Consider the following 19,195-nt stretch of genomic DNA (forward strand, 5'->3'; position numbering starts at 1 on the left):
TGAAGCCATGCTCAATGTCGAGCAACTCAAGTACAGCATCAACCACATGGCCCCGGAGCGTGTGTGCGACGCCGTGCTGGAACTGCGCCTCGACGGCATCGTCACCGATGAGCAGACGCCGTTCGGCAAGGTCCATTTCAATACCTGTTTCGCCGAGATCGAGGCATTGTTCCAGCGCGCCGGCTTTCACCGGCCGCTGGACGTGGTTGGCTACCAAGGCCTGAGCTACGCCTTGTTCGACCCCGGGCGCTGGGATGCGGTGCAGGTGCTGCGCTGGCTCAAGGCGCGCTGCGAGCCGGCCGGCGAGGCTGGTTGCGCCGCGCAGGCTGGGGGATAATGCCCGGCTCCCGATCAGCAGAGCCCGACGATGACCACGCCTTTCAACCCTGCCCACCTGCAAGCCAGCACGGTATGCCTGCCGCCCGGGCGCTGGGCGACAGTGCTCGATTGCCTGTGCGATCACTTCAAGGGCATCGACCGTGAGCAGTGGCTGGACCGTTTCGCCCGGGGCCGGGTGCTGGACGCGCAAGGCCAGGCGATTGCCGCCGACCTTGCCTACCGCCAGGGCATGCGCCTGCATTACTTTCGTGAAGTACCCAACGAGAAGCCGATCCCGGTACAGGAGCAGATCCTGCACATGGATGAGCATCTGGTGGTGGCGGACAAGCCGCATTTCCTGCCGGTAACGCCCACTGGCGAGTATGTCGAGCAGACCTTGCTGCGCCGCTTGATCCGCCGGCTGGACAACCCGCACCTGGTGCCGCTGCACCGCATCGACCGTCACACCGCGGGGCTGGTGTTGTTCTCGGCCAACCCGCAAACCCGGGGTGCCTATCAGCGGCTGTTCCCCGAGCGGCGCATCGACAAGCACTACCAGGCCATCGCCGCTGCGCTGCCGCAGCATGATTTCCCCTTGGTGCATTGCAGCCGCCTGGTGCATGGCGAGCCGTTCTTCCGCATGCATGAAGTGCAAGGGGCCGATAACAGTGAAACCCATGCCTGTGTGCTGGAAAAGAACGGTGGGTTGTGGCGCTATGGACTGTCGCCGGTCACCGGCAAGACCCATCAGTTGCGGGTGCACATGGCGGCGCTGGGGGCGGGGATCTGCAACGATCCGTTCTACCCGCAGCTGGTCGAGGAACAGGATGACTATGAGCGGCCATTGAAGCTGCTGGCCCAGAGCCTGCGCTTCGAAGATCCGTTGACGGGTGAGGCGCGTTACTTCGAGAGCAGGCTGAAACTGGACTGGTAAAAGCATCGCGGGGCAAGTCGCATCGGCGCACCGCCGCTCCCACAGGTCATGTTGCAGTACCTGTGGGAGCGGCGGTGCGCCGATGCGACTTGCCCCGCGATGGTTCGTTCAGGCTTTAGCGGTTGAAGCGCTCCACCAACGAGTACTGCGTGCCGGCGGTGCTGGTCAGCTCTTCGCTGAGCAGCGCCGAGCGCTGGGCCTGGCCGGCGGTCTGGTCGGCCAGGTCGGCAATGGTGCTGATGTTGCGGCTGATCTCTTCGGCCACCGCGGTCTGCTCTTCGGTGGCGGCGGCGATCTGGGTGGCCATGTCGGTAATGTTGGCGACCGCTTCGCTGATGCCCACCAGCGCCTGGTCGGCTTCCATGACCCGCTCGACACCTTCCTGGGCCTGGCGGTGGCCGGTCTCCATGGTCTGCACCGCGTTGTTGGCGGTCTGTTGCAGCTTGGCGATCAGGCCGTGGATCTGCCCGGTGGACTCGGCGGTGCGCTGGGCCAGCTGGCGAACTTCGTCGGCAACCACGGCGAAACCTCGGCCCATCTCACCGGCACGAGCTGCTTCGATGGCGGCGTTGAGCGCCAGCAGGTTGGTCTGGTCGGCAATGCCCTTGATCACATCGACCACGCCACCGATTTCGTCGCTGTCCTTGGCCAGTTGCGTCACGGTCAGGCCAGTCTCGCCCACGGCAGCCGACAGGCGCTCGATGGCGTCACGGGTTTCGCCGGCAATGTTGCGGCCCTGGCTGGTCAGGCGGTTGGCTTCCTGGGTGGCATCGGCGGTGCGCTGAACGTGGTTGGCCACTTCCTGGGTAGTGGCGGCCATCTGGTTGACGGCGGCGGCCACCTGCTCGGTTTCCACGCGCTGGCGCTCCAGGCCCGACGAGCTCTGGTGAGCGAGGGTGTCGGACTGGCGGGCCTGGTCGCTGAGCTGTTCGGCGCTGTCCTGCAGGCGGGTCAGGCAGGTCTTCATCCGTGCGTCCTGGCTGAGCATGGCCATTTCCAGGCGTGCCTGGACGCCGCGGCTGTCGGTGTACATCTGCGCGATCAGCGGGTCGGACGTGCTCTGTTCGGCCAGACGCAGCAGGCGCTTGAGGCCGCGCTGCTGCCAGCTCAGGCCGAGCAGGCCCAGCGGGACCGACAGGCCGGCGGCCAGGGCGAAGCCCCAGGAGTGGCCGAGCCAGTTGCCGATCAGGAAGCCGACCTGGCTGATCAGGATGAACGGCAGCCAGTCCTGCAGCACCGGCAGCCACTGGTCGCGGCGCGGGATCGCTGACTTGCCCTGGTTGATGCGCTGGTACAGGCCTTCGGCGCGGCGGATCTGCTCGGCGGTGGGTTTGACCCGCACCGACTCATAGCCAACCACCTGGTTTTTCTCGAATACAGGGGTGACGTAGGCGTTGACCCAGTAGTGGTCGCCGGACTTGCAGCGGTTCTTGACGATGCCCATCCATGGCAGGCCTTGCTTGAGGGTCTGCCACATGTGGGCAAACACCGCAGGCGGTACATCGGGGTGACGCACCAGGTTGTGCGCCGCGCCCATGAGTTCCTCGCGAGAGAAACCACTGATCTCGACGAAGGCATCGTTGCAGTAGGTGATCACGCCTTTGGCATTGGTCGTGGAGATCAACCGCTGTTGGGCAGGGAAAGTCCGTTCTCTCTGGGTAATCGGCTGGTTGTTACGCATTGGCTGTTCAATCCGCAAGGCTTTCGACAGGTATCGGCAAGCCGCTGGTTTTATTGAATGAATATTTCACTTGCATTGATCTGGCGCAACGGATGCATGCGGCGATTGTGGTTTAAGCCCACGCGTTCGCGTACGTTGCCGTCAATATTGCAGCTTTATTTATGGTTTATGACGATCAGGTCGGATCATGACCGATTGCTCAGCCAAGTGCCAGCATCGGGTAACTGAAGCCCGCGAAGTGCGCCAGGTTGACGCAGGCATGGCAGGCCACCGCTGCAGCCAGCCCGCCATGGCGGTACGCCAGGCCGTAACCCACCCCTGCCAACGTCGCCAGGTAGAACCACTGCCAGCCGCCCCCCAGGTGAGCCAGGCCGAACAGCAGCGCTGCTGCCAGCAACGCCAGGCCGTCATGCCTGAACAGACGTTGCAGGCCGCCCTGGATGTAACCGCGAAACAGCAGTTCTTCGGTCAGGCTGACCAGCAGCAGGTTGTTCAACAGCCACAGCCAGGCCTGGTCCGGCCATTTCGGAGCCCAGGCCACCAGCCCCAGAGACCAGGCGCCGCCCAGGCAGGCGAGCAGGGTCAGCGGCAGGATGGCGAGCAGGCTCAGCGCCAGCCCCCGCCCGCGCAACACCACCAGCCACGGGCAGGCCAGCAGCAGCCACAGGCTGATCAGCGGCTTGTCCAGGTTCAGGTACATCGAGAACGGCAGCGCACCCTGGCTGAACACAGCCTTGTCGATGACCTTGGCGCTATTGAAGCCCGGCAGCCAATGCAGGGCCAGTGCTGCAGCCATGCCGATGAACAGCAGGTGGCCGAGGGTCTGTTGCCAGCGCACCCTGCGCCGTACCAGCAGGGCGGTGCACAACAGGGCGAGCAGGCTGGGCAGGGCAGCCAGGCCGAGGCTGCCGTGGGCCAGTGCAAAGCAATAGCCGAGGGCCAGCAGGCCCAGCGCGATCCAGTGGGGCAACGACATGCAAAATCCTTGTGGCAGCGAGTGCGGAACTGCTTCGACTGAGCTCGCGCCCTTCAGGACACCTGATCAGGGGCCAATAAATGGCCCCTGGCCATGATCACCCTGCAATCAGTTGCCGCAGCACATAGTGCAGGATGCCCCCCGCCTTGAAGTATTCCACCTCATTGAGCGTGTCGATCCGGCACAGCACCTCGATCTGCGTCTGTTGCCCGTCCTCACGGGTAATACGCAATGGCAGGCTCATCCCCGGGCGGATCTGCGTGCCGCCAAGCCCCAGCACATCGATGCGCTCCTTGCCGGTCAGCCCCAGGCGCTTACGGTCGTCACCGGCCTTGAACTGCAGAGGCAACACGCCCATGCCCACCAGATTGGAGCGGTGGATGCGCTCGAAGCTTTCCGCCAGCACGGCCTTGACCCCCAGCAGGTTGGTGCCTTTGGCCGCCCAGTCGCGGCTGGAGCCGGTGCCGTATTCTTGCCCGGCGATCACCACCAGCGGCGTACGTTCCTGCTGGTAGCGCATGGCGGCGTCATAGATCGACAGCTTTTCGCCGCTCGGCACATGCAGTGTGTTGCCGCCTTCCTCGCCGCCGAGCATTTCGTTGCGGATGCGAATATTGGCGAACGTGCCGCGCATCATCACTTCGTGGTTGCCGCGGCGCGAGCCATAGGAGTTGAAGTCGCGCGGTTCCACGCCCTTTTCGCGCAGGTAGCGCCCGGCGGGGCTTTCGGCCTTGATGTTGCCGGCCGGAGAAATATGGTCGGTGGTCACCGAGTCGCCGAGCAGGGCGAGGATGCGAGCCCCTTGAATATCGGTGATCTGCGGCAGCGGGCCGCCAATGTCGTCGAAGAACGGCGGGTGCTGGATGTAGGTGGAGTCGTCCTGCCAGACATAGGTGGCCGCCTGTGGTACCTCGATGGCCTGCCACTGGGCGTCACCGGCGAACACTTCGGCGTATTCCTTGTGGAACATGCGCGTGTCGACGTTGCTGACCGCTGCGGCAATCTCCTGCTGGCTGGGCCAGATATCGCGCAGATAGACCGGTTGGCCATCCTTGCCCGTGCCCAGGGCATCCTGGCTCAGGTCCACGCGCACGCTGCCGGCCAGGGCGTAGGCCACCACCAGCGGTGGCGAGGCCAGCCAGTTGGTTTTCACCAGCGGATGCACCCGGCCCTCGAAGTTGCGGTTGCCCGACAGCACCGAGGCGACCGTCAGGTCGGCGCTGCCAATGGCTTGTTCGATGGCCTCGTCAAGCGGCCCTGAGTTGCCGATGCAGGTGGTGCAGCCATAACCCACCAGGTCGAAGCCCAGCTGGTCCAGGTAAGGGGTCAGGCCGGCGGCCTTGTAGTAGTCGGTGACCACCTTGGAGCCGGGGGCCAGCGAACTCTTGACCCAGGGCTTGCGTTGCAGGCCCTTTTCCACGGCTTTTTTCGCCACCAGCCCGGCAGCCATCATCACGCTCGGGTTGGAGGTGTTGGTGCACGAGGTAATGGCGGCGATCACCACCGCGCCGTCACGCAGGGTGTGAGTCTGGCCGGCATGGCTGTAGTCGATCTCGCCGGCCTGGTCGGCATTGCCCACGGCCACGCCGCCACCGCCTTCGCTTTCCAGGCGCCCGACATCCTTGGCCAGTGGCTTGGGCTGTAGCTCGATGAATTGGTCGAAGGCTTGGCGAACCTGGTTCAGGGCTACCCGGTCCTGCGGGCGCTTGGGGCCGGCCAGGCTGGCTTCGACCTCATGCATGTCCAGCGCCAGGCTGTCGCTGAACAGCGGTTCCTGGCCGGGCAGGCGCCACAGGCCCTGGGCCTTGCAATAGGCTTCGACCAGTTGCACCGCCTGCTCCGGGCGGCCCGACAGGCGCAGGTAGTCGAGGGTCACCTGGTCGACCGGGAAGAAGCCGCAGGTGGCGCCATATTCCGGGGCCATGTTGGCGATCGTGGCGCGGTCGGCCAGCGGCAGATCGGCCAGGCCGTCGCCGTAGAACTCGACGAATTTGCCCACCACACCTTTCTTGCGCAGCATCTGCGTCACGGTCAGCACCAGGTCGGTGGCGGTGATGCCCTCGCGCAGCTTGCCGGTGAGCTTGAAGCCGATTACCTCGGGGATCAGCATCGACACCGGCTGGCCGAGCATGGCCGCCTCGGCCTCGATGCCGCCCACGCCCCAGCCGAGCACGCCCAGGCCGTTGATCATGGTGGTGTGCGAATCGGTGCCGACCAGGGTGTCGGGGAAGGCGTAGGTGCGCCCGTCCTCGTCGCGGGTCCAGACCGTGCGCCCGAGGTATTCCAGGTTGACCTGGTGGCAGATGCCGGTGCCCGGCGGCACCACGCGGAAGTTGTCGAAGGCGTTCTGGCCCCAGCGCAGGAACGCGTAGCGCTCGCCATTGCGCTGCATCTCGATGTCGACGTTCTGGGCGAAGGCGGCGGGGCTGGCATAGCGGTCGACCATCACCGAGTGGTCGATCACCAGGTCCACCGGCGACAGCGGGTTGATGCGCTGCGGGTCGCCACCGGCCTTGTCCATGGCAGCGCGCATGGCCGCCAGGTCGACCACGGCCGGTACGCCGGTGAAGTCCTGCATCAGGACCCGCGCCGGGCGGTACTGGATCTCGCGGTCCGAGCGGCGATCCTTGAGCCAGCCGGCCAGGGCATGCAGATCGTCGCCGGTCACGGTCTTGCCGTCCTCCCAGCGCAGCAGGTTCTCCAGCAGCACTTTCAGCGACATCGGCAGGCGTTGCAGGTCGCCCAGCTGGCGGGCGGCTTCGGCGAGGCTGAAATAGTGGTAGGTGTGATCGGCCACCTGCAGCGACTTGAGGGTTTTCAGGCTATCGAGCGAGGGCATTGACAACTCCTTGTGCTCCGGTGCCCGGCGACTGCCAAAGGATCGCCAGTGTCACCGCTGTGAATCGGTCCGCACGGCACGGACCTGGCTGAACAGTCAGGTTAGACCCGTTTAGCGGGCCTGACCCTTTTCTGGACCGGTGGGGCGTGTCGCGGGTTCCGATCTTCCTTTATCATTCGCCGCCCGGCCGCACCTTGTGTTGCGTCGGGTCAAGGCTGGCGCCGCCTGCGCCAGTGATGTGGAGTTAGAGATGAATACCCTGTTCATGCATTGCCGGCCCGGCTTCGAGGGCGAGGTCTGCGCCGAAATCAGCGAACACGCCGCCCACCTGGGCGTGGCCGGCTATGCCAAAGGCAAGCCAAACAGCGCCTGCGCCGAATTCGTCTGCAGCGAGCCCGACGGTGCCGCGCGGCTGATGCGTGAAATGCGTTTCGAGCAGCTGATCTTCCCGCGCCAGTGGGCGCGCGGCAGCTACATCGAGTTGCCCGAGACCGACCGCATCAGCGTGCTGCTCGAGCACCTGGCCGAGCTGCCGGTGTTCGGCAGCCTGTGGCTGGAGGTGCTTGACACCAACGACGGCAAGGAGCTGTCGACCTTCTGCCGCAAGTTCGAAGTGCCGCTGCGCAAGGCGCTGGAGAAGGCCGGGCGGCTGGTCGACGACGCGCAGCGTCCGCGCCTGCTGTTGACCTTCATCAGTGGCCGGCGGGTATTCCTGGGCCAGGCCGAAGCGGGTAACCAGGCGCTGTGGCCAATGGGCATCCCGCGCCTGAAGTTCCCACGGGAAGCGCCCAGCCGTTCGACCCTCAAGCTGGAAGAAGCCTGGCACCAGTTCATCCCGCGCGAGCAGTGGGACCATCGCCTGAACGACGACATGACCGGTGTCGACCTGGGCGCTGCGCCTGGTGGCTGGACCTACCAGCTGGTCAAGCGTGGCATGCTGGTCACCGCCATCGACAACGGGCCGATGGCCGAGAGCCTGATGGACACCGGGCTGGTCACGCACCTGATGGCCGACGGTTTTACCTGGAAGCCGAAACAGACCGTGGACTGGATGGTCTGCGACATCGTCGAGAAGCCGGCGCGCACCGCGTCGCTGATCGAGACCTGGCTGGGCGAGGGGCTGTGCCGCGAGGCGGTGGTCAACCTCAAACTGCCGATGAAGCAGCGTCACGCCGAGGTGCGCAAGTTGCTCGACCGCATCGAGGAAGGCTTCAAGGCGCGCAAGGTCAAGGTGTCAATCGCCTGCAAGCAGCTGTACCACGACCGCGAGGAAGTGACCTGCCACCTGCGCCGGCTGGACCTGAAACCGCGTTGAAGCCAATCGCCGGCAAGCCGGCTCCCACGGGTAAAGGGTTGCACGGGCCATGTGGGAGCTGCGGTTCGCCGCTGCGACTTGCCGGCGATTGGGCTGCGCAGCAGCCCCTTGGAGCACCTCGACGGATGCGCCACAATGACGATCATTTCGCGGAGCCTTTCATGACCGATTTCACCCCCGACGCCATCCTCGACGCCACCGGCCTGAACTGCCCGGAGCCAGTGATGATGTTGCACCAGCACGTGCGCAACCTGGCCGCCGGCGGCCTGCTCAAGGTGATCGCCACCGACCCCTCGACCCGCCGCGACATCCCCAAGTTCTGCAACTTCCTCGGCCACGAACTGGTAGGCCAGCAGGAAGAGGCCGGCACCTACCTGTACTGGATCCGCAAGAAGGCCGACTGAGGCCGGCGCGATCAGGCTACACTGCGCTCCCCTGACAGGAGAGCGCCATGCTGATAGTTGCCGACGAAAACATCCCGCTGCTCGATGCCTTCTTTGCCGGTTTCGGCGAGATCCGCCGCTACCCCGGCCGGGCCATCGATGCCGCCTGCGTGAAGGACGCCGACGTGCTGCTGGTGCGCTCGGTGACCCGCGTCGACCGGCAACTGCTCGAAGGCAGCAAGGTGCGCTTCGTGGGCACCTGCACCATCGGAACCGATCACCTCGCCCTCGATTACTTCGCGCAAGCGGGCATCCACTGGAGCAGCGCCCCAGGTTGCAACGCCCGTGGCGTGGTCGATTATGTGCTGGGCAGCCTGCTGACCCTGGCCGAGCTCGAGGGTGTCGAGCTGGGCAAGCGGGTCTATGGCGTGGTCGGTGCCGGCGAAGTCGGCGGGCGTCTGGTGCGCGTGCTGCATGGCCTGGGCTGGAAGGTGCTGGTGTGCGACCCGCTGCGCCAGGCCAGCGAGGGGGGCGATTTCGTCGACCTTGCGACCATCGTCGAGCAGTGCGACGTGATCAGCCTGCACACGCCGTTGCAGCGCGGTGGCGAACACCCGACCTGGCACCTGCTCGATGAAGCGTATCTGGCGCGCCTGCGCCCCGGCGCCTGGCTGATCAATGCCAGCCGTGGCCCGGTGGTGGACAATGCCGCGCTGCGTGAGCTGCTGCTGGATCGCGAAGACCTGCATGCGGTGCTCGACGTGTGGGAAGGCGAGCCGCAGGTGGACCTGCAACTGGCCGACCTGTGCACCCTGGCCACCCCGCATATCGCCGGCTACAGCCTGGACGGCAAGCAGCGCGGCACGGCACAGATCTACCAGGCGTTCTGCCGCGTGCAGGGTGAACCCGAGCAGGTAAGGCTGGCGGACCTGCTGCCAGCCCCTGCGCTGGCGCAGATCGAGCTGGATGCGGGGGCCGAGCCGGCCTGGGCGCTGGCCACCCTGTGCCGGGCGGTGTACGACCCGCGCCGCGACGATGCCGATTTCCGTCGCAGCCTGAGCGACGACCCGGCCGAGCAGCGTGCGGCCTTCGACCTGCTGCGCAAGCAGTATCCGGTGCGGCGCGAGATCGAGGGGTTGGCGGTGCGTCTACGGGGTGAGGCGCCGCAGCTGGCGCAGGTGGTGAGTGCGTTGGGCGCGGTGCTGGTTTGACAGTTTGACCTGCAAATAAAAACCCGGCGCAGGCGCCGGGTTCGAAGGAATTCTTGTTTTAGTCTTTGCCGACTTTCTTGACCCGGCTTTCTTCCAGGTCCTTGCAGGCTTTCTGGATCATCTGCTCGGTGATCGGGATCTCGCGGCCCTGGCCATCGATGATCGAGCCGCAAACTTGAGGTTGCGGGTGTTTCGGGGCCTTGGGCGTCTCGTTGCCGTGCTGCAAGCTCATGTCCTGTCTCCTCTTCAGGTTCAAGCTCAAACGTACCGCTTTGCCATGACTGGCCTGTGACAACGGGCGGGGCATGACAGGCCCAGTCCAACAGAAAGCGTGGCAAAGCTCCAGCGGCACCTTAGAACGAAAGGTCATAGGCAGGGCATAAGGCTTTTTCGCCCCGCGCCGTCCGATACCTCTGATGCGATGCCCCAGCGGTTGGATCAGTTCCTGCGAGATGGACCAGTGGTAGGCTTGGCCCATCTTCCTGCCGAACCTGCCCGCCATGCCTGAACCGATCTCTTCCCGCCAACGTCGTGCCCTGCATCTGGGCTGGCAGTTTCTGCGCCCATACCGCCGCCAGGCCCTGCTGGCCCTGCTCGCGCTGGTGGTCACTGCCGGCATCACCCTGTCCATGGGGCAGGGCATTCGCCTGCTGGTGGACCAGGGTTTCATGACGGGTTCGATGCACCAGCTCAACCAGACCATCGGCCTGTTCCTGCTGCTGGTGCTGGCCCTGGCCGTGGGGACTTTCGCCCGCTTCTACCTGGTGTCGTGGATCGGTGAACGCTGCGTCGCCGACATCCGTCGGGCGGTGTTCGATCATCTGCTGGGGCTGCACCCAGGGTTCTTCGAGGACAACCGCAGCTCGGAGATCCAGTCGCGGCTGACCGCCGACACTACCTTGCTGCAGTCGGTGATCGGCTCGTCCCTGTCGATGTTCCTGCGCAATGCCCTGATGGTGGTGGGTGGGGTGATTCTGCTGTTCGTCACCAACCCCAAGCTCACCAGCATCGTGGTGCTGGCCTTGCCGCTGGTGCTGGCGCCGATCCTGCTGTTCGGCCGGCGGGTGCGCAGCCTGTCGCGGCAAAGCCAGGACCGGGTCGCCGATGTCGGCAGCTACGTCGCCGAGAGCCTCGGGCAGATCAAGACCGTGCAGGCCTACAACCACGAAGCCCGTGACCGCGCGCTGTTTGCCGAGACCGTGGAAGCGGCGTTCGGCGTGGCGCGACGGCGTATCGCTCAGCGTGCCTGGCTGATCACCCTGGTGATCGTGCTGGTGCTGGGAGCAGTGGGGGTGATGCTCTGGGTGGGCGGCATGGATGTGATCGCCGGGCGCATCTCCGGCGGCGAGCTGGCGGCCTTCGTGTTCTACAGCCTGATCGTCGGTAGTGCTTTCGGCACCTTGAGCGAGGTGATCGGCGAACTGCAGCGGGCCGCGGGTGCTGCCGAGCGTATTGCCGAGCTGCTGGCGGCGCAGAGTGCGATCCTGGCGCCGCGCCAGTCCGTCAGCCTGGCAGGCGGGCGCGCCAGTGGCGCCATCGAGCTGCGCGAAGTGCGCTTCGCCTACCCGTCGCGCCCGGCGGTGGCCGCCGTCGATGGCCTGAGCCTGCAGGTGCAGCCCGGCCAGACGGTCGCGTTGGTCGGGCCGTCGGGTGCCGGCAAGTCGACCCTGTTCGACCTGTTGCTGCGTTTCTACGACCCCCAGGGCGGCAGCATCCTGCTCGATGGCCAGCCGATCACCGGCCTGGAGGTGGCCGAGCTGCGCCGTCAGTTCGCCCTGGTGGCCCAGCAACCGGCGTTGTTCCGCGGCACGGTCGAAGCCAACATCCGTTATGGTCGCCCCGAGGCCAGCCAGGCCGAGGTCGAGGCAGCGGCGCGCAGCGCCCATGCCCACGAATTCATCGCCCAGTTGCCGCAGGGTTACCAGACGCTGTTGGGGGAGGGCGGCATCGGTTTGTCCGGCGGCCAGCGCCAGCGCCTGGCGATTGCCCGGGCGCTGCTGGTGGATGCGCCGATCCTGCTGCTGGACGAGGCCACCAGCGCCCTCGATGCGCAGAGTGAGCACCTGATCCAGCAAGCGTTGCCGCAACTGATGGCCGGGCGCACCACGCTGGTGATCGCCCACCGCCTGGCCACGGTGCAGCATGCCGACCGCATCGCGGTGATCGACCAGGGGCGTTTGGTCGCGGTGGGCACGCACCGCCAACTGGTGGAAGAGAGCCCGCTCTATGCGCGCCTGGCGGCGCTGCAGTTCAACAATGGCTGAGGCTGTCGCGAGTTTGTAACAATTCTGTAGCAATTGCCTGAGAGTATCTGGCTCAGCTGTTGCGTATGTGCTCGACCTGGCTGCTATCGATCGATGGCAGCTTTTTTTTGGCCTGCGAACGAGGACAAGGATGTCTTTAGTCGGCGGCGCTGTCGTGTCCGCTTCCTTACCTCCTTGTTCCGAGATCCACGATGTTGCGTAAATCCCTCAGAGTGCAAATTCTCACCCTGCTCGGCGGCAGCCTGGCGGCGATGTTGCTGATCGCCCTGGTGTGCTTCCAGTTCCTGTCGTCCAGCGTGCGCGGCTATGCCCAGCTGGTGGACGGGCCCTTGCAGGCCTCGCAGTTGATCGATGAAGCCAACCTGCAGTTCAAGATCCAGGTGCAGGAGTGGAAGAACGTGCTGCTGCGCGGCCGCCAGCCGGCCGAGCTGGACAAGTACTGGCAGCAGTTCCAGGCCCGTGAGCAGCAGGTTCAGACCCTGCTCGGGCAACTGATCGAAAGCAGCGATCCGGCACTCAAGGCGCGCCTGGAACAGCTCAAGGCCAGCCACCGGCAGTTGGGTGTGGCTTACCAGCAGGGCCGCCAGGCCTTGATTGCGGCCGGCGGTGACCCGGTGGCCGGCGATGTGGCGGTCAAGGGGGTGGACCGCGCCACCAGCGACCAGATGAGCGCGCTGGTCGAGCAGTTGCGCGGTGATGCCCGTGGCCGTGCGGCCGAAATCAATGCTGACGCCGAGCGCACCGTATGGCTCGGCGTACTGGTGATGCTGGCTTCGGCCGTGCTGGTCGGGCTGCTGAGCCTGTGGCTGATCAACCGCAGCCTGGTCGAGCCGATTCGCCAGTTGATCGACTATGTCGCCCAGCTCAGCCAGGGCCGCTTCGGCGCGCGGGTCGACAGCCGTCGCGAGGACGAGCTGGGGCGCCTGGCGCGGGCCGCCAATACCCTGCGCGATTTTCTCGCCGACACCGTCGGCCGCCTCAAGGACAATGCCGAAGAGCTGGAAAGCGCCAGCGGCCAGCTGCGCAACATCGCCGGCGACATGGCCAGCGGCACCCATGACCAGTTCCAGCGCACCGACCAGGTCGCCACCGCCATGCACGAGATGTCCGCCACCGCCCAGGAGGTGGCGCGCCATGCCGCCGAGGCGGCCCGCGCGGCGGACGACGCCGACCACAGCGCCCAGGCCGGCGAGCAGGTGATGCAGCAGACCATCGATATCATTGGCCTGGTCAACCGCGAGATCGCCGGCACGGCTGCGGTGATTCGCCATCTGGAGAACGACAGCACGCGCATCGGCAAGGTGCTCGAGGTGATCCGCGGCATTGCCGAGCAGACCAACCTGCTGGCGCTCAACGCCGCCATCGAGGCGGCACGTGCCGGCGAGGCCGGGCGTGGCTTTGCGGTAGTGGCGGACGAGGTGCGCAGCCTGGCCCAGCGCACGGCGGCGTCGATCGCTGAAATCCACCAGATCATCGAAGCGGTGCAGTCGGGCGCGGTAGAGGCGGTCAAGGCCATCGAGAGTGGCCAGCAGCGCAGTGAAGAGGGCGCCGAACAGGTGCAGCAGGCCGGGCAGATGCTGCAGCGCATCACCCTGGCGGTGGAGGCGATCCGCGACATGAACCGGCAGATCGCCACGGCGGCCGAGGAGCAGACCAGCGTTGCCGAAGATATCTCGCGCAACCTGATCGAGATCACCCGCATCGCCACGGCCAACCAGCAGGCGGTGCAGCATACCGAGCAGGCCGGGCAGCGTTTGCATGGCTTGTCGGGGCAGTTGGGTGAGGTCACCTCGCGCCTGACCGCCTGAAGCTGACATCGCGGGGGAAATCCGCCATCCGGGCGGGATCTTCCCCCTATCCGTGGCGGTTTGTCGCCATGCGACCTGATGTCGCCCCCCCATGAACATTGGCTTGCAACCGGTTGGCACGCTCTTCGCTATCGAGGCCGCGCTTACATAACAACCGGATAGATCCAATGAAGAAAATCCTGCTGACGCTCCTGTGCCTGAGCGTCATCGGTTGCTCCAAGCCTGCGGAGCCACAAAAGACCGTCGATGTCCTGCTGATCGGCGGCGGCATCATGAGCGCCAGCCTGGGGACCTACCTCACCGAGCTTGAGCCGGGCTGGAAGGTCGACGTCTACGAGCGCATGGACCAGGTCGCCGAGGAGAGCTCCAACGCCTGGAACAACGCCGGTACCGGCCACTCGGCCTTCTGCGAGCTGAACTACACCAGCGAGGGCAAGGACGGCAGCATCGACATCAGCAAGGCGGTCAACGTCAATGAGCAGTTCGAGGTGTCCAAGCAGTTCTGGGCCTATCAGGTCGAGCAGGGCGTGCTGAGCAACCCACCTTCGTTCATCAACAATGTGCCGCACATGAGCTTCGTCTGGGGTGAGGAGAACATCGCGTTCCTGCACAAGCGCGTGGCGGCGCTGCAGCACAGCTCGCTGTTCCGCGGCATGCAGATCTCCGAAGACCGCGAGCAGATCCGCCAATGGGCACCGCTGGTAATGGAAGGGCGCGACCCGGGGCAGAAAGTCGCGGCCACGCGCATGGCCATCGGTACCGACGTGAACTTCGGCGAGATCACCCGCCAGCTGTTCGCCTCGATGACCCGCAACCCCAATGTGCAGCTGCACTTGAGCCATGAAGTGCGCGACATCGTGCGCAATGAAGACGGCAGCTGGAACGTGGTGGTGGCCGACCTGGCCAACGGCGGCGCGCAGACCAGCGTCAAGGCCAAGTTCGTATTCATCGGTGCCGGCGGCGGTGCGCTCAAGCTGCTGCAGAAATCCGGCATCCCGGAAGCCGACGGCTATGCCGGCTTCCCGGTGGGCGGCCAGTTCCTGATGACCGACAACCCCGACACCGTCGCCCGGCACCAGGCCAAGCTGTACGGCAAGGCGTCGGTCGGCGCGCCACCGATGTCGGTGCCGCACCTCGACACCCGGATGATCGATGGCAAGCAGGTCCTGCTGTTCGGCCCGTTCGCGACCTTCTCCACCAAGTACCTGAAACACGGCTCGCTGTTGGACATGTTCGCTTCGCTGACCAGTCACAACGTCAGCCCCATGCTGCATGCCGGTATCGACAACATCGACCTGAGCACCTACCTGATGGGCCAGCTGATGCTCAGCTTCGATGACCGCATGGCGGCCCTGCGCGAGTATTTCCCCAATGCCAGGAACGAGGACTGGAAGCTGCTGCAGGCGGGCCAGCGGGTGCAGGTGATCAAGAAGGACCCTGTGCACGGCGGTATCCTGCAGTTCGGCACCGAGGTGGTGGCCGCCGAGGACGGCAGCATCGCCGCGCTGCTGGGTGCTTCGCCCGGCGCGTCGACCGCCGCGCCTATCATGCTGACGGTGCTGGAAAAGGCCTTCAAGGACCGCATCAAGAGCCCTGAATGGCAGGCCAAGTTGAAAGCGATAGTGCCAACCTACGGGCAGAAGCTGAACAACGACCTGGCGCTGACCAACAAGACCCGTGAATGGAGCAGTGCACGGTTGCAACTGCTGCATGTGCCGGTAATGCCGGATACGACGGTGTCGGCGCGGTAATTGCCAATCGCGGGGCAAGCCCGCTCCCACACTGCCGAGGATTTGCGGCAACGTGGGAGCGGGCTTGCCCCGCGATGTGATTCAGGCACAAAAAAAGCCCGCACTTGGCGGGCTTTTCGGGGATTTGGTCGGAGAGACAGGATTCGAACCTGCGGCCTTCTCGTCCCGAACGAGACGCGCTACCTGGCTGCGCTACACTCCGATGGCCAAAATGCTACTGCATCGTTTTTTTCAACGCAACCCCTTGTTGCAAAAAGGAGTTGCGCCGAAAAGCAGTGGCTGGATCAAAGCTCTTTGACCGTGCGGATCTGGTCTTTGTTGATGCGTGTGCGCTTGCCGTCAAGCTGTTCGAATTCGTAGAAGCCGGAGTCTTCGTCATAGCTCGGGGTATCCACCGCCTGGATCTCACGGCCGTCGTTCAGGGTGATGACGGCTGGCGATGCGCAGCCGGCGAGGGCGCCCAGGCCCAGGGCAAGCAGGAAAGCGGGAAGGGTCCGTTGGATCATCGTGTTTCTCCTGGTTCGAGTGTGCTGGATGACGTTAAGACGCAGGGCGTCCACGCAAGTTCCTTGTCCAGTGCAGCATAGCGCCCAGGCCGGGGCATTGACCGGCAGCAACGGCGGGGCAGCGCTCGGCCGGCCTGTGATATAACAGCGCACATCCTTGTTTCCCTGCGACGGACCCTCATGAAAGCCAAGGCAGATACCCCCTTCGTGCCGTTGAACATCGCTGTACTGACGGTCAGCGACACCCGTACCTTCGAGACCGACACCTCCGGCCAGCTGTTCGTCGATCGCCTCACGGCGGCCGGCCATCAGCTCGCCGCCCGGGTGCTGCTCAAGGATGACCTGTACAAGATCCGCGCCCAGGTCGCGACCTGGATCGCCGATGACCAGGTGCAGGTGGTGTTGATCACCGGCGGTACCGGTTTCACCGGCCGTGACAGCACTCCGGAAGCCGTGGCCTGCCTGCTGGACAAGCAGGTCGAGGGTTTCGGCGAACTGTTCCGGCAGATCTCGGTGGCCGATATCGGCACCTCGACCGTGCAGTCCCGGGCCTTGGCGGGCCTGGCCAATGGCACCCTGGTGTGCTGCCTGCCGGGTTCGACCAATGCCGTGCGCACCGGTTGGGATGGCATCCTCGCCGAACAGCTCGACGCCCGCCACCGCCCCTGTAACTTCGTCCCTCACCTGAAGCAGGCGGCGGCCTGTGACAGCCGTGGTTGAGGCCGCGACTGTCCGGCCATTGATGCCGGTGGAAGAAGCCCTCGAGCGCCTGCTGGCGCTGGCCGAGGCCGCGCCGATCGGTGACACCGAAGAGGTGGCGCTGGCCGATGCCGAAGGCCGCGTGCTGGCGCGTGAGCTTGTAGCCGGGCTCGACCTGCCGCCCTGGCCCAACAGTGCCATGGATGGCTATGCGCTGCGCCTGGCTGATTGGCAGGGCGAGGCGCTGCCGGTGAGCCAGCGCATTTTTGCCGGCCACGCGCCGCAGCCCCTGCAGCCAGGTACCTGTGCGCGTATCTTCACCGGTGCGCCCTTGCCGCAAGGGGCCGATTGCGTCGAGATGCAGGAAAACGCCGAAGTGCTGGAGGATGGCCGGGTGCGTTTCCTCGAGCCGCTGGCCGTCGACCAGAACGTGCGCCCCAAAGGCCAGGAAACCCGTGCCGGCGAGCAGGTAATGAGCGCCGGCACACGCCTGGGGCCGATCCAGCTCGGTCTGGCGGCGACCCTGGGTTTTGCGCGCCTCGACGTGGTGCGCCGGCCCAGGGTGGCGGTGCTGTCCACCGGCGATGAACTGGTCGAGCCTGGTTTGCCGCTGGGCCCGGGGCAGATCTACAACAGCAACCGGCGCCTGCTGGTCAGCTGGTTGCAGCGCCTGGGTTGTGAAGTGGTGGATGCCGGCATTCTGGCTGATGACCTTGAGCGCACTCGCCAATGCCTGGCCGGGCTGGGCAATGTCGACCTGATCCTGTCCACTGGCGGCGTGTCGGTGGGTGAGGCCGACTACCTTGGCCTGGCCCTGCGCGAAGCCGGTGAGCTGGCGCTGTGGAAGCTGGCGATCAAGCCGGGCAAGCCCCTGACCTTCGGTCACTACCAGGGTGTACCGGTCATAGGCCTGCCGGGTAACCCCGCATCGACCCTGGTCACGTTCGGCCTGCTGGCCCGCCCATACCTGCTGCGTCGTCAGGGCGTGGCCGATGTCGCACCGCTGCGCTTCAGCGTGCCGGCGGGTTTCGACTGGCCCAAGCCGGGCAATCGTCGGGAATACCTGAGGGCGCGCATCGAAGATGGCCAGGTACGCATCTACAAGAACCAGAGCTCCGGGGTGCTGCGCAGCGCTGCCTGGGCCGAGGGGGTAGTGGAGGTGCGTGAGGGCAGCATGCCGCGCCAGGGCGAGCTGGTGCCGTTCATTCCCTTCAGCGAGCTACTCGGCTAGCACCTCACCGCTGGGGGATTCGCCTGCGGGGGCCAGTTGGGTCAGGCGCATGTGCACGTTCTCCAGCTGTTGCGCCGCGACACTCCAGTCGTGGCGCTGGCGGGCGAACTGGCGGCCGGCTTCACCCAGTTGGGCCATGCGCCAGGGCTGGTTGAGCAGTTGGGTGATCAACAAGGCCAGCTGGCCGCTGTCGTCGCTGCCCAGATAGTGTTCGCCATTGTTGGCCGCCAGGCCCGAAACGCCCTTGCCGGTGCTGATCACCGGCAGGCCCGCGGCCATCGCTTCGAGGATTTTCACCTTCGAGCCACCGGCATAGCGCAGCGGTGCGAAGAACAGCGCCGAGCGCCGTTGTATTTCGCGCAGGTCGGGGCGGTAGCCGAGCCACTCGATGCGCGGGTCGTTCCAATGCAGTTTCCAGCTGGCCGGCAGCGCATGCCCGGCAATGGCCAGGCGTACCGCCGGGTTGCTCATCCACACCTGTGGCAGGATTTCTTCCAGGGCCCACTCGATGGCTTCGAGGTTGGCCCCGTACTCGAAGTTGCCGACGAACAGCAGGCGCTGGCTGTGGGGGCACGGCCGGACAGCCTCGAAGTAGTCGCAGTCGACGCCATTGACCACCACATTGACTGCTCGCCCGCTGATCTGCTCGATCAGCTCGGCATCATGGTTGCTGACCGCCACCACTTCGCTGGGTTGACGCAGCACGCGCTGCTCCCAGCGGCGATAGCGCCAGCGGTCGAAGGCATTGAAGGGGCGCAGCCACAGTGGCAGGCGGTCATGGCAGGCGCCGCCCATCACCGATTCAAGGGTGTGTTCGCTGAGCATGAAGGGCAGGCCACGGGCCTGCAGGGCCTTCTCGAAGGGCTGGAAGCTGTAGCTGTGCTCGATCTGGATGACATCCCAGGGTTCGTCCAGCAGCTGCTCGAAGCGATGCCGCAGGCACGGTGCCAGGCCATTGACGATCGCCCGCATGGGGTAGTCGATGATCGGTGAGGCCAGCAGGTTCAGCGGGCTGTGCAATGGCCGGCGGGGCAGCACGATCAGGCGTTCGAGCAAGGGCTCCAGGGCTTCAAGCGCCGCATCGCCCAGCGGCACCTTGGATTGCACCAGCAAGGTGATCCGGTGACCACGCTGCGCCAGTTGGCGCAACAGATGATATTGCCGGGTCTTGCTGCCGCTGGTGGTGGGCCAGGGCAGGTAGGGCAGGGTCCAGAGTATGCGCATGAGCCCGATTCCTCGTTGCATGGCCGGGTGTCGGCCCTGGAAGCCAAGACGCGCC

The 19,195-nt window shown here is 65.5% G+C and carries 16 protein-coding genes, 1 tRNA gene and 1 pseudogene; 11 read left to right on the forward strand and 7 right to left on the reverse strand.

The genetic code is table 11. The annotated features are described in order from the left end of the window. Positions 1-7: 7 nt before the first annotated feature. Positions 8-337 carry a transcriptional regulator gene (locus tag EJA05_RS08945; protein ID WP_110993572.1) on the forward strand — a complete coding sequence of 110 codons (330 nt, stop codon included), beginning with the start codon at positions 8-10 and terminating at the stop codon, positions 335-337. Positions 338-367: 30 nt separating this feature from the next. After that, a complete protein-coding gene (locus tag EJA05_RS08950; protein ID WP_125857982.1) occupies positions 368-1,252 on the forward strand; it encodes a pseudouridine synthase in 885 nt (294 codons plus the stop codon). 115 nt (positions 1,253-1,367) lie between these two features. Here the strand turns inward: EJA05_RS08950 and EJA05_RS08955 are convergent, their stop codons facing one another. The 3 genes from EJA05_RS08955 to acnA all read right to left on the reverse strand — a co-directional run bounded on the left by EJA05_RS08955 (position 1,368) and on the right by acnA (position 6,748). After that, positions 1,368-2,933, reverse strand: coding sequence for a methyl-accepting chemotaxis protein (locus EJA05_RS08955; protein WP_125463347.1), 1,566 nt, complete (start codon positions 2,931-2,933; stop codon positions 1,368-1,370). A gap of 199 nt (positions 2,934-3,132) precedes the next feature. Further along, complete coding sequence (locus EJA05_RS08960; protein WP_125857983.1) at positions 3,133-3,909, reverse strand: CPBP family glutamic-type intramembrane protease; 777 nt, start codon at positions 3,907-3,909, stop codon at positions 3,133-3,135. A gap of 97 nt (positions 3,910-4,006) precedes the next feature. Next, positions 4,007-6,748, reverse strand: coding sequence for an aconitate hydratase AcnA (gene acnA / locus EJA05_RS08965; RefSeq protein WP_125857984.1), 2,742 nt, complete (start codon positions 6,746-6,748; stop codon positions 4,007-4,009). Positions 6,749-6,998: 250 nt separating this feature from the next. On the opposite strand from acnA, the gene rlmM reads away from it, so the two are divergent. From rlmM to pdxB, 3 genes are all read left to right on the forward strand, one after another. Beyond that, positions 6,999-8,063: a 23S rRNA (cytidine(2498)-2'-O)-methyltransferase RlmM gene (rlmM, locus tag EJA05_RS08970; protein WP_125857985.1), complete on the forward strand. Its 1,065-nt coding sequence runs from the start codon at positions 6,999-7,001 to the stop codon at positions 8,061-8,063. 161 nt (positions 8,064-8,224) lie between these two features. Beyond that, entirely contained in the window at positions 8,225-8,467 is a 243-nt protein-coding gene (gene tusA / locus EJA05_RS08975) for a sulfurtransferase TusA (RefSeq protein WP_110993565.1), read from the forward strand. A 47-nt stretch (positions 8,468-8,514) separates the two neighbouring features. Further along, on the forward strand, positions 8,515-9,657 hold the full coding sequence (pdxB, locus tag EJA05_RS08980; RefSeq protein WP_125857986.1) for a 4-phosphoerythronate dehydrogenase PdxB: 1,143 nt from the start codon (positions 8,515-8,517) through the stop codon (positions 9,655-9,657). A gap of 58 nt (positions 9,658-9,715) precedes the next feature. Here pdxB and EJA05_RS28165 read toward each other — a convergent pair whose 3' ends face one another. After that, positions 9,716-9,889: a PA1571 family protein gene (locus tag EJA05_RS28165; RefSeq protein ID WP_190306040.1), complete on the reverse strand. Its 174-nt coding sequence runs from the start codon at positions 9,887-9,889 to the stop codon at positions 9,716-9,718. 268 nt (positions 9,890-10,157) lie between these two features. Between EJA05_RS28165 and EJA05_RS08985 the strand changes: the two genes are divergently transcribed. The 4 genes and pseudogenes from EJA05_RS08985 to mqo all read left to right on the forward strand — a co-directional run bounded on the left by EJA05_RS08985 (position 10,158) and on the right by mqo (position 15,480). After that, positions 10,158-11,921 (forward strand): ABC transporter transmembrane domain-containing protein, encoded by a 1,764-nt coding sequence (locus tag EJA05_RS08985; protein ID WP_125857987.1) that lies wholly within the window; start codon positions 10,158-10,160, stop codon positions 11,919-11,921. A gap of 764 nt (positions 11,922-12,685) precedes the next feature. Continuing rightward, positions 12,686-12,796: pseudogene (locus EJA05_RS28720) on the forward strand (hypothetical protein); the annotation flags it as partial. Between the two features lie 228 nt (positions 12,797-13,024). Further along, positions 13,025-13,729 (forward strand): methyl-accepting chemotaxis protein, encoded by a 705-nt coding sequence (locus tag EJA05_RS28725; protein ID WP_374045882.1) that lies wholly within the window; start codon positions 13,025-13,027, stop codon positions 13,727-13,729. A 167-nt stretch (positions 13,730-13,896) separates the two neighbouring features. Further along, on the forward strand, positions 13,897-15,480 hold the full coding sequence (mqo, locus tag EJA05_RS08995) for a malate dehydrogenase (quinone) (protein ID WP_125857989.1): 1,584 nt from the start codon (positions 13,897-13,899) through the stop codon (positions 15,478-15,480). A 125-nt stretch (positions 15,481-15,605) separates the two neighbouring features. Here the strand turns inward: mqo and EJA05_RS09000 are convergent. Both EJA05_RS09000 and EJA05_RS09005 read right to left on the reverse strand, forming a co-directional pair. Then, positions 15,606-15,682 (reverse strand) — tRNA-Pro (locus EJA05_RS09000). A gap of 82 nt (positions 15,683-15,764) precedes the next feature. Then, a complete protein-coding gene (locus EJA05_RS09005; RefSeq protein ID WP_110993561.1) occupies positions 15,765-15,986 on the reverse strand; it encodes a YgdI/YgdR family lipoprotein in 222 nt (73 codons plus the stop codon). Positions 15,987-16,166: 180 nt separating this feature from the next. Between EJA05_RS09005 and moaB the strand changes: the two genes are divergently transcribed. Both moaB and EJA05_RS09015 read left to right on the forward strand, forming a co-directional pair. Further along, the gene (gene moaB / locus EJA05_RS09010) at positions 16,167-16,706 is read left to right on the forward strand and encodes a molybdenum cofactor biosynthesis protein B (RefSeq protein WP_125463355.1); all 540 of its coding nucleotides are present in this window, start codon (positions 16,167-16,169) and stop codon (positions 16,704-16,706) included. A 22-nt stretch (positions 16,707-16,728) separates the two neighbouring features. Beyond that, a complete protein-coding gene (locus tag EJA05_RS09015; RefSeq protein WP_190306080.1) occupies positions 16,729-17,916 on the forward strand; it encodes a molybdopterin molybdotransferase MoeA in 1,188 nt (395 codons plus the stop codon). Here the strand turns inward: EJA05_RS09015 and EJA05_RS09020 are convergent. After that, positions 17,905-19,140, reverse strand: a complete 1,236-nt coding sequence (locus tag EJA05_RS09020; RefSeq protein WP_125463357.1) for a glycosyltransferase family 4 protein — start codon at positions 19,138-19,140, stop codon at positions 17,905-17,907. The two genes, EJA05_RS09015 and EJA05_RS09020, sit on opposite strands and share 12 nt — an antisense overlap. Positions 19,141-19,195 lie beyond the last annotated feature (55 nt).

It is taken from the genome of Pseudomonas oryziphila (assembly GCF_003940825.1).
In the GTDB taxonomy this organism is placed as follows: Bacteria; Pseudomonadota; Gammaproteobacteria; order Pseudomonadales; family Pseudomonadaceae; genus Aquipseudomonas; species Aquipseudomonas sichuanensis.